The organism is bacterium, from assembly GCA_016786595.1.
In the GTDB taxonomy this organism is placed as follows: domain Bacteria; phylum Bdellovibrionota_C; class UBA2361; order SZUA-149; family JAEUWB01; genus JAEUWB01.
Window position 1 is genome coordinate 1 of the sequence record JAEUWB010000009.1, and the last position, 14,084, is coordinate 14,084.

Genomic DNA, 14,084 nt, shown 5'->3' on the forward strand with positions numbered 1-14,084 from the left:
GTTGTTGTCACGTTGCTTTCATGCGTAAATAAGACTAAGCATGTCGATATAGAGAAAGATCAAGTATTGACAGCACGTTTGGACCCAGTTTCGGATTTAGAAGTAGAAGAATATATTCGAAAGTGGAAAAATGGAGACAAAGCAGGCGCTAGATGGATCACAGAGTATTACTTTAAAGTCTTAAATGACAGAATAAAATGTTACGAATGGCTTATAGAGTGCTCGAATAAAGCTGTAAAATCTTGTCAAGAAAAACTGAAGACAGAATTTCCAAAAGAATATATTAATTGGCGAAAAGAATATTTAAATACTAACTAACTCAAATCTCAAATCTCAAATCTCAAATCTCAAATCTCAAAAATTTCAAATTTCAAATTGGTACGGGAGTACTTTCCCAAACAAATCAGCAAAATCGCAAGCAGCAATAAAACTAAAATATTTAAGACTGCACGCAACAAATAGATGAATCTGGACGATAATGTAGTTGGAGGTGTAATCTCGAAGCTTGGGCAGGGCCGTGGAAAGTAACCCCGTACCAAAAGTAAAAATGAATTGGGGAAAATTATTCCTAACAAAAAAAAGCGTGGAAAGTGGGAGGTGTCATTCTGATGGCATTGAAATTTTTATTTGTATTATTTTTAATTTTTCTTGTTGGTTGTAGTATTGAGCATAAAGCTCTGAATCCAGATATTCATAGTGAAGACGATACTAAAATAACTGCACCTTTGGGTCCTCTAACCGATGATGAACTCAAAGAATATATCTATGCATGGAAGCGCGGGGATATAAAAGCTGCAGCGATGATAGGAAACCATTACACGTACGGACTATGCGCTGTAGCTCAAGGGTTGGAATGGTATGATAAAGGACGTTCATCTGGAGATTCTGACAGCGCAAGGCTATACGAGTTATGGAGCAGAGAGGGAATAATCAATGACAGTTCTTGGTGTAATGCTTTGAGAGAGTATGTTGGTCGAGATAATTCTAAAGGCATAGTTTTTGTAAAAGATCCAAGCACAGGCGAACTGATAATCAAGCATAGAAATAAATGACACGGAAAGCTATCTAACTATCAGCAAACAACTGATCTGTTCCCCAAAATTTCCAACTGGAACAGGCTCACGGCCATTAAGATAAGGATTTTTTAGTCATCGTGAGCGTGTCCAGCAAGAGCAAGTCGAAAGATCCCCAACTGCATTTACTGGAGAAATTTGGAGATTTCTTGACTGCACTTCGTTTCGCTTGAAATGATGAGTACTTACCTGCTTTCCTTAACTTAATGGCCGTGACCCAGTACCAGAAGTTAAGAGACGTTTAAGAAGTTTTATATCTTTTCAGGGGGAGTTCCTTTTGAGGAGATTACAAGTGCAGGGGTAGTACAACAAGTAAACACCTGGGGAGCTGATGGCTTAGCGTTTATAAATCAAGGTACGAATACTTATTTCTACCACTATGGTCCGCAAGGGGAGACAAGGAGGGTTACGAATCAATCTGGGGCTGTAGTAGCTAGTTATAACTATACAGCTTTCGGTGACCAGGTTGCTTCAACTGGTGCAATTGCAAATCCTTATCGTTATGGTGGAAAGTATGGGTACTACCATGAGCCGCGATTAAACCTTCAACTGGCAACTTTTAGGTGGTTTGCGCCTAAGCTTGGAAGGTGGGTGAGTAGGGACCCGATTGGCTATGAGGGTGGAGAGAATTTGTATGGGTATGTGGGGAATAATCCCGTTCATTATATCGACCCGAGTGGCTTACTGGATTTAAATTTACATGATCCAAATTCTAGAGCTTTCGATTATTGGAATAATATTGATTATCCTGATCTCGATCTGGAACTATCAATCGGCGGTCATGGCAATAGTGATAAAATGGCAGATGATCGGCTGGGGGTGAAGCGTCGTCAAATTCTAGATGCTCAAGCCCTATTCGATATTATTCAGTATAATAAGCAGCTACTTATAAAATTACGAAAATCTAGGATAATCAAATTTTACTCATGTGAAGTCGGCAAAAAATTCATAGATGACTTTAGCGAAATTTTAAGAAAGCATGGCTACGATCAGTTAGTTATAGGCCCTGAAAAATTGATAAATGTGAAGAAAAATGGAGATTCAGGCATTTATGGCAAAAGTTTTGATGATTCCTCAATAACTCTTCGTGATCCGAATTTAAACATAGATTTTGACAACCCTGGAATTTGGATCCCTTCTCTAAAATAAGGAAATATTATCGCATGAAAACATATAAATTAAAGTATTTCCTAATATATTTAATATTTTATATACTCGTAGCATGCAGTCATCAAATTATAGTTACGGATGAAACTACAAGGGCAAAATTTGATGTGGAAAGAGGCAGCGTCCCATATCTTGCCCCTTTTTCGCCGAATGATTTTGAAGATTTCAAGGTTAAATGGCAAAATGGGGATCAAACCGTTGCTCGATGGATTACAGATTATCACATTACGAATACCAAAGATAAAAAAGAAATTCTCAACTGGCTTATCGAGTGCTCAAATAAAGCTGTAAAATCTTGTCAAGAAAAACTGAAAACAGAATTTCCAAAAGAATATATTAATTGGCGAAAAAAATATTTAAATACTAACTAACTCAAATCTCAAATTGGTGTGGGGTTACTTTCCCAAGCAATTACGCAAAACCGCAAGCAACAATAAAAACTAAAATATTTCAAGCTACACGCAAAGAATAGATAAGTCTGGAGGATAAAGTAGTTGGAGGTGCAATTTTGGGGTCTGAAAAGAATGCTAGAAAGTAACCCCGTACCAGATGTAAAATGAACGTAAGCAAAATAAAAGAAGCAGTCTGTGCAAAACCTACTTCAAAAACATTATCTAGCACTTTACTCGTGCACGCGAACTAGATAACTTTTATCGACTCGCCACTCAAATCTTTCCAGTAATGGTCACGGGAAATAACTATTGCTGTGCCGAGCACTTTTGTAATGTGCCCATCTAAAAAATTTGTAACTCTGCGGTCAGTCGAGAATACATTGAAAATCAGCTGAGTTAGTGGCGAATTCTCAAGCAGTGCACCACCTCCTGGATAGCGCACCATTAAGTCGTAACTAAATCTACCTGCTCTGACATGCTGAGAGATATGATAGATCTTCGCTTCATCGTCAGTGCCCTTCTTGCGTCCGTTGTTTAATTCCTGGAAGTTATTGCGCGGGTCATTTAAAAATTTTTCCAATGTCCCCAGCAAAACAGTCACCAGTTCATCACGGGCCTCTTCAAGCGAACGCCCATTCAGAAAACGATAAGAGACGCCCTCAACATTGCCGCACTTTTTGAAGATGAGTTTGATTTCGATCGTATGACGTCCAGGATTATAATAGCCTGGCCTGCGACTTGAGATCGCAATAATTAGACGTTTTTTTGCCATGCTTGCCTCCGTGAGTAGCTTTTTCAAGTTGGCTTCAAAAAACTACTCACGGAGGTGCTAAAACATTAATACAGACTGCTCTACTAAAAGCACTGTGCTGCTAATAGTAAAGCGCGTGGAGATATCTACCCATGCAAGAAGTTCACTAAAAATAACAACTATTGTAAATTGACAATTTTGTTACTAATAGAATTCTAATAATTGACTTTTTGACAGATGTCAGCTGGAGCGCATGTATATCGGAAGGCGAGGATGAGGGGGAGGCATGACATCTTTTAAAGGGGATGTGTAGCTACAAGAATTCGGAATTGAAAAAATCAGACCTCGCAATTCCAGATTACAGCAGACTTAAGATTGTAAATCCCGTCATCTTTATCCCGCGCATGGCCACACACAATCTGACAAGTTGCCTCAAGGCTACTGGCCCGATCCTCAAGTGCCACATAATATTGTGGGCTGCAGTCGCCAGGGCAATCCTGCATTAATTTCTCTCCATCGGTACCCTTGCCTTGTGAAAAATCACCAAACCAAGAGCAGAGCTGGTCGATGTTATTAAATTTTTTAGTGTAAGTATCAGGATTTTTCTGTGTAGCTACAAGCTTATTCGAGCAAAAATGCTTTTCTTGATATTCGCTAAGGAATTTTCTCGGTACAGAACTAAATGACATTTTCACATTACGTAGCTGCGGACACGTTTTTGGACAAAGATCACCAGACTGCTTTAAGGCAAGCATTTTTTCATAGGTCTGATTGAGTAAAGTCTTAGTTTTTACCGATAAACTCTCTGCGGAACCAAAAAGATTCTTCCGAATACTTGCATCTCCTTGCTCGCTCACTACACTAACGAGGTTCGCGCCGCATTTAGCTGCAAAGGGCTCTGCAAAGACAAATCCCCTGGTTATGAAGAATGAAAAAATTAATGAAATAATGAAATTTTTATGCATAGAGCAGATTCGATAGCACTTTTTTGACAGCTTGAACATAGTTGACCACTGCAATTAGTTGAATTTATTGAATATTTTTCGCAGAGAAAATACTTAAAATTAACCTTCTTTCTGCTAGGATTGTGCATCAAAATAAGAGTTAGCATATGGCCGATTCAGGTTCTAAAATTACAGCTGTTTTATCCGAAGCCCAGGGTATCATTGATGCCGCAGAAAAGCGCGCCCAAGAAATTACCCTACGCGCTGAAAATGTAGTTAAAGAAGCACAAGTAAAAGGCTACCAAGAAGGTTTTAACTCTGGACGTGAAGAAGCGTTAAAACTTTCAATTCGCTTACTTGAAGAGTCTGGTGCAGTTGGTGATGCACTTGCTAAAAAAGCCGCAAACCTAGCACTACTAATTGCAAAAAAAATTATTGGCGACCAAGCAAAAATTGACCCCCAAGTGGTTCAAGACTTAGCGGTTAAGACCTTACGCGAGGCTGTGACTGATTCAGCGGCACAAATTATCGTGCATCCCGAAGATCAAAAGTCGATTGAAGCGATTTCAAATATTCTCAAAAGAATTTCAGGCGGAAGTCCCGTAGCGATTCTAACAGATCAGTCGATTACTCGTGGTGGTTGTGTTGTGCGCACTTCTTTTGGCGAAGTTGATGCACAAATTGAAACATTAATTCAGAATTTGGCTCACCGGTTTGAATTTCAATCATGAAGCACGAAAAGCCTCAACACTTACAAGTTGTCCGCAATGAACCAAAATCGAAAACCGTAAGCGATCTGAATATCCCTGAAGTGTCTTTAGAACGATTTGAAAAGACTCTCGAAGATTTGAGTGCTCCACCGGTTGCAATTCGCGGACGTGTTAAAGAAATTACAGGACTTTTGATTCGCGCCAAGTTACCCAACGCTCATATTGGGGAACTCTGCACGATCGAACCTCCCGGCAGAAAGCCAGTGCAAGCCCAAGTTGTTGGGTTTGATGATGAAGATGTTTTCTTGAGCCCATTTGATACGCTTGAACAAGTTGGCCCCAAAACTCCTGTGACTCTAACAGGGGAGACACTAGCAGTTAAAGTCGGCGACAAGCTACTTGGCCGAGTGATTAATTCCCTTGGACAAGCAATCGATGAACTTGGTGAACTAAAGCTTGAGACTAGTTATCCAGTTAAGCACAGTGCTCCACGACCATTGGAGCGTCGTCGAATTTCAAAAATGCTTCCTCTCGGGGTTCGAGTAATAGATGCGCTATTACCAGTTGGTGAAGGTCAACGCTTAGGGGTTTTTTCTACGGCTGGCGTCGGTAAATCAAGTTTACTTGGAATGATTGCGCGTAATAATACCGCAGATGTTAATGTCGTTGCCTTAATTGGCGAACGTGGGCGCGAAGTGCGCGATTTTCTTGAAGACACTCTTGGTCCAGAAGGGCGTAAAAAAACTGTGGTTGTTGTCTCGACCAGTGATGATTCACCGATGCGTCGCATCCTTGCTGCTTATACTGCCACTGCAATTGCGGAATATTTCCGGGACCAAGGTAAGCGCGTAATGCTTTTGATGGATTCGGTGACCCGCTTCGCTCGAGCTTTACGAGAAATTGCTTTGAGCGTCGGAGAGTCTCCCGCTCGTCAAGGATATCCACCGTCTGTATTTGCTGCGCTCCCAGAACTTTTTGAGCGCGCTGGGAATTCCGATCGCGGAAGTATCACAGCCTTTTATACTGTGCTACTTGCGACCGAACAAATGGAGGATGCGCTGGGAGAAGAAATTCGTGCCTTACTTGATGGGCATTTATACCTCAGTTCGCGTTTGAGCCAACTCCAGCAATACCCAGCGGTAGACGTATTACAAAGTAATTCACGCGTGATCTCGATGATTGCAGCTGCAGAACATGTTGATGTGGCTGAAAAAATTCGTAAATTAATTGCAATTTATGAGGAGCACCGTGATTTGATCTCAATTGGAGCGTATAAATTCGGTAGTGACCCAGCGATTGATGAATCAATTAAAAAGCGCGAAACGATTATTAAGTTCCTGAGCCAGCGCCGCGAAGAGCGTTCAGAATTAATTGAAACTCTTGCTAGTGCAAGAGCCTTGGTTTCAATTTAGGGAAGCTCTGATTAAGTCCGATCTTGCCAATTTCTTCTGCCTACGCGGCTTATCCGACTGCGGCGGACAAGTCGTCACGGGAGATTTCTGCGATGCTCGTTTATTACAATAAAGTGCGCTTCTTGCCCTGTAAAATATATTAGGGCCCGTTCCTCGATCTTGGCTGAACCTCGAACTTAATCAGAGCTTCCTTAGTTTCAAGTCCGTACAAAATCTCTATTTGATTGTTGTTCAGCGACAGAAATGATACGTATTTCTGCAGTGGAAATTTGAGCATTGTGTATTTTAGTTCTCGTTTAATACGGCGTGGAGCAATTAGTAGTGGGGTATTACTTTTTACCTTGCTGCTATGCTTCTTTTGTTTCGCCTTGTATCTCTCCAGAACTGAAAAATCATTTCCTGATTTACCCGCTCGACCTTTTGTCGGAGCACTCTCGGGTTTTGGTAGTACTCCAGTAACTTTATATGTTGAGGCAATTCAAGACTCAGACTTATACCTAGTAGTGCTTTTTACTGATAATTTTACGCCACAATTAATATCACGGAATAAGCCAAGTAGCGCCGCTCAAAGTAAACTTAGGGGTTTGCCTTTAGTCATTTCACACCAGGGCATGAACTATATTTTAACTGGCACTCGAACCGAGCAAGGTTATGCCGGAGAATGGCAGGCAAGTGCCGGCAAGCGGGGACGCTGGGAAATTCGCCCGCAAAATCCAGTTACAATTAGTAATGAGCGCAGCAACTCAGTGGGCGACCCGAAATTTACTGAGCTTTTAAGCTTGCTCAGCCAGCTTGAAACACTCAGGCTAACGCTAAATGCACAGCAACAACGCTACCAGAATTTAGTCGATCAAGCGGCGCGTTTACGTAATTTCCTCGAACGAGAATCTTTACTGAAAACTCGAGCAGAAGAAAAACAGAAAGAAATGTCTGCGCAATATTTAAGTGCGAGCAAGCTCCAAGAGCAGCTGCAGGCACAAGTCAAGCTGCTGCTCACCGAACTCGATTTGCAGTCAAAAATTAATCGGCGTGGGCAAGGGGTGCGCCTGGCTCGACGCATTGCCGCAAGTGAAAATCGATTTTACCTAGCAAATTGGTCCGTGGAAGATGATTCCGAGGAGCTTTTGCGATCGATTAGCTTTAGTGCAACTCGCGAGTTTGAAAAAAATTTCCTAGAGGCTTCTGCGAAAAAGCAAATCCTAGAACAAATTGAATTTGAAGAAAGAAAGATTCAAGAGTTGCAACTTGCTACTAACCCGGCAACTCCCGCTGATATTACTCCTGAAGTTGAAACGCAAAGTGCCAAGCCAGCAGAGAAAAAAAATCAGTCCTTTTGGAGGACACTATGGGAGTAAGGCAAATTCTCTTAGCGCTTGCTATACTAAGCTGCTCTCTAGCCTTAATGCAGCTAGCTCTTGCCAGTCCCGCACTAGAAGAAGGCCAGCGTGGGCAAAGTTTTGTGATTGATGAACTGATTGCCGTAGATGAACAACCGGAGAATATTTTTCTAATGCTTGCTTCAAGTCCAGGACAGATTCATCACTTTCAAGGGACGGCTGTTGAGAGTTATGACTCAACAGGGAAAGTCGTTAGTGAAGATTATACTGGGAAATCACAGTTCTTTATTGGGTCAAAAGTCAGTACTACGTTATTGCCTGCAAATATCACTGAACTCTGGAGCACGTTTTTTCTAGTTGGGCCGGGCCTTAAACTTGCTGCGACTCCATTACGAAAATACAATTTGCAGCAGTTAAAGTCTGAAGATGCCGATCTGGAATCAGCTAATCGCACGCTTGCTGCTGAGCGTATTAAACTTACTCAATTAAAAGCGCAGATTGAGAATCAAGAGCAAGAGATGCGTAAACTACGCTCTCAGGCTGCGGCGGTCGCAGGCATTGATACTTTAATTGATCTTAAACTGAAACTTACTCAAACTAAGGGTTTTGGCGAGAACGCAGAGCTAGAAATTATCCGGCTAAAAAAGTTAGTTAAGCTTACCCGTGAGCGTAAAGACCCGATTGATATTAACCAACGACTTACTGCATTGAATGATGACTTACTAGAAGCAACACGGGCGACATTGATCCAGGGACGACTACAATCACGACGAAAAAAAGTTGCGAAATTGAGTTATGAAGATAAAGTCAAACTAATTGAAAAGTTGCAGGAATTTGATCTTGAGACACTTAAGCTTAGATTGAGCGAGTTAAGAGCTAAGCGCATGAGTCTGGAAAATCAAACATCTCAAACATCTAATCCACAAGTTCCAAATTCGCCCGTGGAATAACGACTGGATTTGCCCGCCCCTGAAAAAGTACATGTGCAACTCGCACTTCAGCACCTGTTTCAATTCTTAGTGGATCTGCTGGTAAGTCGGTCACAGTGCCAACTAGGCCAAAATATGGAGCGCGAATCGAACGTATTTTGGATCCAAGATCAAGTGCTGTAGAAATTGTCTGTATGCGTTGATTCGCATTGGGAGCTTGTGTTGCGATTAATAATTCAGGCCGCACTGCGCCAGCGCGGACTTGAGTTGTTCCATTGATTGAAGCTGGCTGTCCATTAAATTCAAGTGCCAAGTTTAATACTCTTTGAGCTAAATTAAGTTGCCCAAAGCCTTCCGTGACCATGAAACTTAGTGAAGTATCTTCATTGCCAGTTACTGCTGCAGAAATTTTTAGATTAAAAGCTTTTTCTAGAGTTTGAATGTCAGCTGAGCCTGTAATTATTCCTCGTGCTCCAGCATCACGAGCAAATTCAATCGCGCCGCAGTCAAAACTAGCCCCGCCAACAATAATTTTCCCCGCCAGTGAAGCACTAGATTGCGCTAAGGCTTTAGCAGTTAAGACTGTGGAAGCTGAATCTTTAAGAGCAAGAATTTCTCCAGTCCGCTCACCACCAATCCCAAACACTCCTTGCAGTAACGCGCAATGTGCCTCAATCTCAACAGCTGAGTCATTTTCGATCTGACAAACTCTGCCTGAAATATAAGCTGAAACTGTTACGCGGTCTGCCGGACCACGGACGCCAACATGTCCGTTGGCAGTTGAAATATATTCAATTGTTCCGCTAATTGGTGCTTTGATTAGATCTGAATATAAACCAAACAAACCCGTACGCTGGGCAATAATCTCGCCCTGTTTAACGAAACTCCCGACACTTACAGTTACAAATTGAGCGATTTCAGTCGGGGCAGTTGCGAATTCTTCTGCAACTCTAACAATTACTAGCTCTCCAGGAGTTTCGGCGCTTAATACAGACTGTTCTGCCTCTACTAGATCGCCAACCTTAACTAAGATCTGACCCGGCAGTGGGAGTTCACGTCGGCGTGTAATTGCAGCGGCTCGTGAGATTGATAGTCCTGGCGTATATGCGCTACTCATTTGAACTTCCTCCAAGAGAAATATTTAATGCGCGATGCCAGCCGGCAGTGTTTTTTACTTGCAGTTCGGGGTCAGAACTTTCTACTAGCGGTCTTCCGCGCGCATCAATAATAATGCCGACGCTTCCACCGCTTAAACTAGTTGTAAACGCTTTCGAGCCGTATTTGCCAAATTCTACATTATGGCTGAGCGGTGTAATTTTACAGGATACATTTGTATTGCTTTCAAGTGGGATAACTTTTAGCGTCCCAGTTGTGATTTTTTCCTCCGCACGTCCAGCAATCTCTATGCTAAAAAGTTCCATACTGCGCTGATTTACAAAATTTGGAGAAATTACCGTTCCCAAAGGCACGAGACATTCTTTAATCAGCAGTTCAAATGCTGCCTGAGGATATTCAGTTGCTAGTACGCCAAGGTGTGGCAGCATAAAAATTGAATCGACGGCTAATTCCGTAACGCCAACTGGCAGAAATGCATCAATTAACATCAGTGCAGCGCTTGCACGATTTGGTGCATGGCTGAGCACTCCTCCGGACCCGATGATTAGATCAATTTGGTCAATCGTTAATCCAGAAGGCTGCTGCGTTCCCTGCTTAAAGACATCCCCAATCGTGCGTGCTCGGCGTAACCCCTTTAGACCAGAAGCCAAACGTTGATGTTGCACAAAAGATAATCGTAAGGCTTCACGACAAATCGCCTGCTCCAAGAGTAAGTCTGCAGTCGTTTGCGGAATCGATGTGGGTCGAATCATTTTATTAAGAATAATACTTTCTAACTCATGCTCCTCTGCATTATAGGGCAAATGTCGTCTGATGTTCTTTATGCCCGATTCTTTAAGGACATTCCCCACAGAATAACTCATTCCAAGATTGGCGCTAACTGAGCGGTTAAAATTAATCGTTGGATCGTTACTTGATTCATTAGTGTTGTAGATTGCAGTAAAAACGTCAGTAGTTGCTCCGCCAATATCAACTGCCAGTACACTCTTTTTCAACTTTTCAGCCGTGGTCTGAATCATATTACCAACAGCAGCAGGTGTCGGCAGAATTGGCTTGGGTGTCCAACTTAAAAGTGTTTTATAGCCTGGGGCATGACTCATTACATGATGTAAAAATAAGTCATGTATTGCATCTCGTGCGGGTGCTAATGTTTCCTCTTCAAGCGTGGGCCGTATATTTTTCACGGCATGAAATGCAAACTTATTACCGAGAATTTTCTCCGCGGATTCACGCGCAGATTGATTGCCGGCGTAAATTACTGGCAGCTTTAATGTTTCTCCAAAACGCGGGTGTGGATTTGCTTGTAGTAGCAATTCTGTTAATTCCAGTGGGTGAGTAATGCTGCCACCATCAACTCCACCTGCGATTAAAACAATATCTGGTTTTAAGTGCCGAATTTGATTGATGCGATCTTTATCATCACGCCCATCATCAAAAGCAAGTGTATCCATCACAATTGCGCCTGCCCCTAAAGCAGCTTTTTCTGCAGAAAGTGCACTCATATTTGAGACAGCACCTGCTACAATCATTTGCAATCCACCACCTGCAGAAGAAGTTGATAGGTAAAGGTCGATACCACTGTCACTACTTTTAGCGATAAAAGGTGGGAGTTCGGTGGCAGGTGAGTCATTAAGAATTTTACGCTGAAAGAGTTCTTGGACTTCAAGAAAAGCATTACGTGCCCCAATTGTTACATCTGCCAGTGGTTTTTCTACTGTAGTGGGGGCCTCGCCGCGTGCAGCAACTTTCCAACCATCCGAGGTCTCAGCAAAAAGAATTGCCTTAGTTGTTGTCGAACCACAGTCAGTAACTAGAATTAGTAGATTGCTATGCGACATAGAACTTAGTTAAAAAAAATTGGGATCCACTGATTAATTAAAAATTCCATGCGTTCCACTAACAAGGCCATGCGCGCCATAATTGTCGAACCAAAGAAAGCGCCAAAACAAATCATCATGATTTGTCGGCCGAGCACTGAAATCCCAGATTCAACGCTTCCGGCTTTACGCTTAAAAGTAAAAAAGAAGTATGTTAGGGCTGAAATCAAAGTCAGCATAAAAACCCAGTTACTCAGGACCTGACACTTGAGCATGCTTGTGCACTCACTTGTTGGATAAAGTGGCCTGAATGAGTCGATAATTTGTGGCAGCAGTTCGTTAAATGTTGCTTCAAAAGCTAGCCCACCACCAACGCCGAGACTAAATCCAATCACAAGTTGCGCTAACCACGCATAACGTTGGGAAAGAATGAAATAATATAATGAACCAAAGGCTATCGGAATAAGCAGTAAGAGTCGGGCTGTCGGATATGTTGTTGGCGAAGTCCCATCGGGAAATACTGGTAAATCTAAGCCAAAAAGTGGCTTTAAAACTTCAGGCCAGAGGAAATAACGAATTGAGGCAACTATTCCAATTGCAGTCGCGATGCCAAGAAAAAAATGCTCGAAGCTACGATAAAAAATATTCTCACGATAAAGAAATGAAAAAATTGCAAGTGTGCAAAGACCTGCACAGAAAATTTCCCACCAAGCAATAGTTCCAAATGTAGTGATCAAGCTGATACTCCTTTTGGATTGGGTAGGATTTTTTTAACGATAGTGCTGATGACTCCAAAATTTGCACAAAATATAAAGAAAATAATCACTAAATGAGCGACAGCCAGGCTTGTGTTCACTTTAAGTGCCGTGCCGATTGTGCGCTGTGGATAGCCCTTGTTTAGCAAGTTTTCATACCAAGCTGCTCCAGCGCCACCTTCGAGTAGGCCCACAATTTGTCCAGAGGCCAAATAGTTATGAGCTTCTGGAATAGTAATCGAAGTACAACCATGAACAAAAGGTGGGCGATACTCCGCGCTTTGAAAATACTGAATCCAATTACCAAAAACCCCAACTAATCCTGTAACCTCAACAAGTAGTGCAACGTTTTTAATGCTTTTAACAGCTGCAAAGGCTGGGATATCTTTAAGCGGTGTTCCGCGTTCATCCGCGATCAGCATTTCATGCCAATTTGTCGAGCGCGCTAAACCTTGAAGAAAAACCCCGCCTCCAGGTCGAAAACCTAAATTGACCCAGTCTTTTCCATAGATGTAGTCTTTGCTCGGATCTTCTGCTTTTAGTTTTTTTACAACTGCCTCAGGCACGCTTTTCATGAAAGGTGTGCCGTATGCATAGTTAGTAATTAAGGCAAAAGGAATTTTGCGCCTGAGCAAGTGTTCAATTACAGCTTCTGTTTGTGGCAAGTTTTCAGCAGATGTGCCCGGACCCCAATCCGTGGAAAAGAGCACAATCTGATTCGTATTTTGTGGCAACTTTTCGATTACATCGAAGAGTAAATTTGCTGTCGGAATTTCTGCCGGTGGCACATAGAAATTAACAATAATTGGCAAGGCTACGGCGACTGCTACGGTCAAGTAAATAACTTTCCGATTAATGCGCTCAAGTGTTTCGGCTAAATTAAACTTCATTTCAATCATTTACCATCTTGAAAGGGAGCGCGTTCAAGCGAGAGCCACATCCTTACAGCTAGTGCTAGACCTGCAATTGATGCTCCGAACGAAATTGCACGAAAAGCTGGAGTGCTAATGTTTTTCAATAGCCATAAGCGTAGTTGCGGAAGATCGGAGGAAATATACATCGGTCCGAAGGGAATCTGACCGAGCATCACAATTAGTGCAGCAACCATCATCAAGAATGCTTCACGTGAACGAATTCGAAAGGAACGGTATGCTGCGTTTGCAATGTAGAATGCCAAGAGCGCAAACATTGCTGAACCAAGTGGTGCGAAAAATCCTGTCTGGATAAAATGTGAAATTTTTCTAGGCGTAGAAGCTTCGTAATCCTGATCTGCTTTTGCTTTGGCATTTGTGGTTAAAACGCCAAGTGCTGATTTTAATGCGGAACTCTTAGCTTGAATTTCACTGTCGTTATTAGCTTGATAGGCTTGCCTGAGCGCTTGAAACTCGCTTAAGGCTGCTTGGTGTTGATCGAGCTGAACTAATTCTCGCTCAAGTGCAGCAAGACGATTTGTGACCTGAAGCTTAGTTTGCTGTGCATAAATATGATCGACAAAGTCCGAGAGGATTGCTACTTGTTGCCATTGTTTTAAGGCTTTTTCTGCTTTAACAACATCTGATGCTTCGACAACTAACATTGCGATTAATCCAAAGACCAGCGCACTTGAATATTGCCAGCCCTGTTTAATTCGTAAAATTCTTCCGCCGTGCACAGCAATAATATTGAATAAGCCAAGACCAAT

At 42.2% G+C, this 14,084-nt stretch carries 14 protein-coding genes; 7 read left to right on the forward strand and 7 right to left on the reverse strand.

Annotated features, from left to right (window positions below; translation table 11 throughout):
- Positions 1–608 precede the first annotated feature (608 nt).
- From JNK13_02345 to JNK13_02355, 3 genes are all read left to right on the forward strand, one after another.
- Positions 609–1,052 (forward strand): hypothetical protein, encoded by a 444-nt coding sequence (locus JNK13_02345; GenBank protein MBL7661570.1) that lies wholly within the window; start codon positions 609–611, stop codon positions 1,050–1,052.
- Between the two features lie 276 nt (positions 1,053–1,328).
- Entirely contained in the window at positions 1,329–2,222 is an 894-nt protein-coding gene (locus JNK13_02350; protein ID MBL7661571.1) for a hypothetical protein, read from the forward strand.
- Positions 2,223–2,236: 14 nt separating this feature from the next.
- Positions 2,237–2,611 carry a hypothetical protein gene (locus JNK13_02355; protein MBL7661572.1) on the forward strand — a complete coding sequence of 125 codons (375 nt, stop codon included), beginning with the start codon at positions 2,237–2,239 and terminating at the stop codon, positions 2,609–2,611.
- Positions 2,612–2,879: 268 nt separating this feature from the next.
- On the opposite strand, the gene JNK13_02360 is transcribed toward JNK13_02355, so the two are convergent.
- Positions 2,880–3,404 carry a hypothetical protein gene (locus tag JNK13_02360; GenBank protein MBL7661573.1) on the reverse strand — a complete coding sequence of 175 codons (525 nt, stop codon included), beginning with the start codon at positions 3,402–3,404 and terminating at the stop codon, positions 2,880–2,882.
- A 317-nt stretch (positions 3,405–3,721) separates the two neighbouring features.
- Positions 3,722–4,348, reverse strand: a complete 627-nt coding sequence (locus JNK13_02365) for a hypothetical protein (protein ID MBL7661574.1) — start codon at positions 4,346–4,348, stop codon at positions 3,722–3,724.
- A gap of 146 nt (positions 4,349–4,494) precedes the next feature.
- Between JNK13_02365 and JNK13_02370 the strand changes: the two genes are divergently transcribed.
- The 4 genes from JNK13_02370 (at position 4,495) to JNK13_02385 (ending at position 8,736) form a co-directional block, all read left to right on the forward strand.
- The gene (locus JNK13_02370; GenBank protein MBL7661575.1) at positions 4,495–5,058 is read left to right on the forward strand and encodes a hypothetical protein; all 564 of its coding nucleotides are present in this window, start codon (positions 4,495–4,497) and stop codon (positions 5,056–5,058) included.
- A complete protein-coding gene (locus JNK13_02375; protein MBL7661576.1) occupies positions 5,055–6,449 on the forward strand; it encodes a FliI/YscN family ATPase in 1,395 nt (464 codons plus the stop codon). Before JNK13_02370 ends, JNK13_02375 begins: the two co-directional genes overlap by 4 nt.
- A gap of 278 nt (positions 6,450–6,727) precedes the next feature.
- Positions 6,728–7,804: a hypothetical protein gene (locus JNK13_02380; protein MBL7661577.1), complete on the forward strand. Its 1,077-nt coding sequence runs from the start codon at positions 6,728–6,730 to the stop codon at positions 7,802–7,804.
- Positions 7,795–8,736 carry a hypothetical protein gene (locus JNK13_02385; GenBank protein ID MBL7661578.1) on the forward strand — a complete coding sequence of 314 codons (942 nt, stop codon included), beginning with the start codon at positions 7,795–7,797 and terminating at the stop codon, positions 8,734–8,736. The genes JNK13_02380 and JNK13_02385 overlap by 10 nt, the downstream gene beginning before the upstream one ends.
- Here the strand turns inward: JNK13_02385 and JNK13_02390 are convergent.
- The 5 genes from JNK13_02390 to JNK13_02410 form a co-directional block, all read right to left on the reverse strand.
- Positions 8,702–9,832 (reverse strand): hypothetical protein, encoded by a 1,131-nt coding sequence (locus JNK13_02390; protein MBL7661579.1) that lies wholly within the window; start codon positions 9,830–9,832, stop codon positions 8,702–8,704. The genes JNK13_02385 and JNK13_02390 overlap by 35 nt on opposite strands.
- Positions 9,825–11,669 (reverse strand): glutamate mutase L, encoded by a 1,845-nt coding sequence (locus tag JNK13_02395; protein ID MBL7661580.1) that lies wholly within the window; start codon positions 11,667–11,669, stop codon positions 9,825–9,827. Before JNK13_02395 ends, JNK13_02390 begins: the two co-directional genes overlap by 8 nt.
- Positions 11,670–11,674: 5 nt before the next feature.
- On the reverse strand, positions 11,675–12,385 hold the full coding sequence (locus JNK13_02400; GenBank protein ID MBL7661581.1) for a hypothetical protein: 711 nt from the start codon (positions 12,383–12,385) through the stop codon (positions 11,675–11,677).
- Positions 12,382–13,302: a hypothetical protein gene (locus JNK13_02405; protein ID MBL7661582.1), complete on the reverse strand. Its 921-nt coding sequence runs from the start codon at positions 13,300–13,302 to the stop codon at positions 12,382–12,384. Before JNK13_02405 ends, JNK13_02400 begins: the two co-directional genes overlap by 4 nt.
- A partial coding sequence (locus JNK13_02410) for a hypothetical protein (GenBank protein ID MBL7661583.1) occupies positions 13,299–14,084 on the reverse strand: 786 nt, incomplete at its 5' end. The genes JNK13_02410 and JNK13_02405, both read right to left, overlap by 4 nt.

What these genes read in the sequence shown, in the direction of transcription:
- JNK13_02385 (MBL7661578.1), top strand. Translation starts at nt 7,795, where the DNA reads ATGGGAGTAAGGCAAATTCTCTTAGCGCTTGCTATACTAAGCTGCTCT.
- JNK13_02345 (MBL7661570.1), top strand. Translation starts at nt 609, where the DNA reads ATGGCATTGAAATTTTTATTTGTATTATTTTTAATTTTTCTTGTTGGT.
- JNK13_02395 (MBL7661580.1), bottom strand. Translation starts at nt 11,669, where the DNA reads ATGTCGCATAGCAATCTACTAATTCTAGTTACTGACTGTGGTTCGACA.
- JNK13_02390 (MBL7661579.1), bottom strand. Translation starts at nt 9,832, where the DNA reads ATGAGTAGCGCATATACGCCAGGACTATCAATCTCACGAGCCGCTGCA.
- JNK13_02375 (MBL7661576.1), top strand. Translation starts at nt 5,055, where the DNA reads ATGAAGCACGAAAAGCCTCAACACTTACAAGTTGTCCGCAATGAACCA.
- JNK13_02405 (MBL7661582.1), bottom strand. Translation starts at nt 13,302, where the DNA reads ATGATTGAAATGAAGTTTAATTTAGCCGAAACACTTGAGCGCATTAAT.
- JNK13_02360 (MBL7661573.1), bottom strand. Translation starts at nt 3,404, where the DNA reads ATGGCAAAAAAACGTCTAATTATTGCGATCTCAAGTCGCAGGCCAGGC.
- JNK13_02365 (MBL7661574.1), bottom strand. Translation starts at nt 4,348, where the DNA reads ATGCATAAAAATTTCATTATTTCATTAATTTTTTCATTCTTCATAACC.
- JNK13_02370 (MBL7661575.1), top strand. Translation starts at nt 4,495, where the DNA reads ATGGCCGATTCAGGTTCTAAAATTACAGCTGTTTTATCCGAAGCCCAG.
- JNK13_02355 (MBL7661572.1), top strand. Translation starts at nt 2,237, where the DNA reads ATGAAAACATATAAATTAAAGTATTTCCTAATATATTTAATATTTTAT.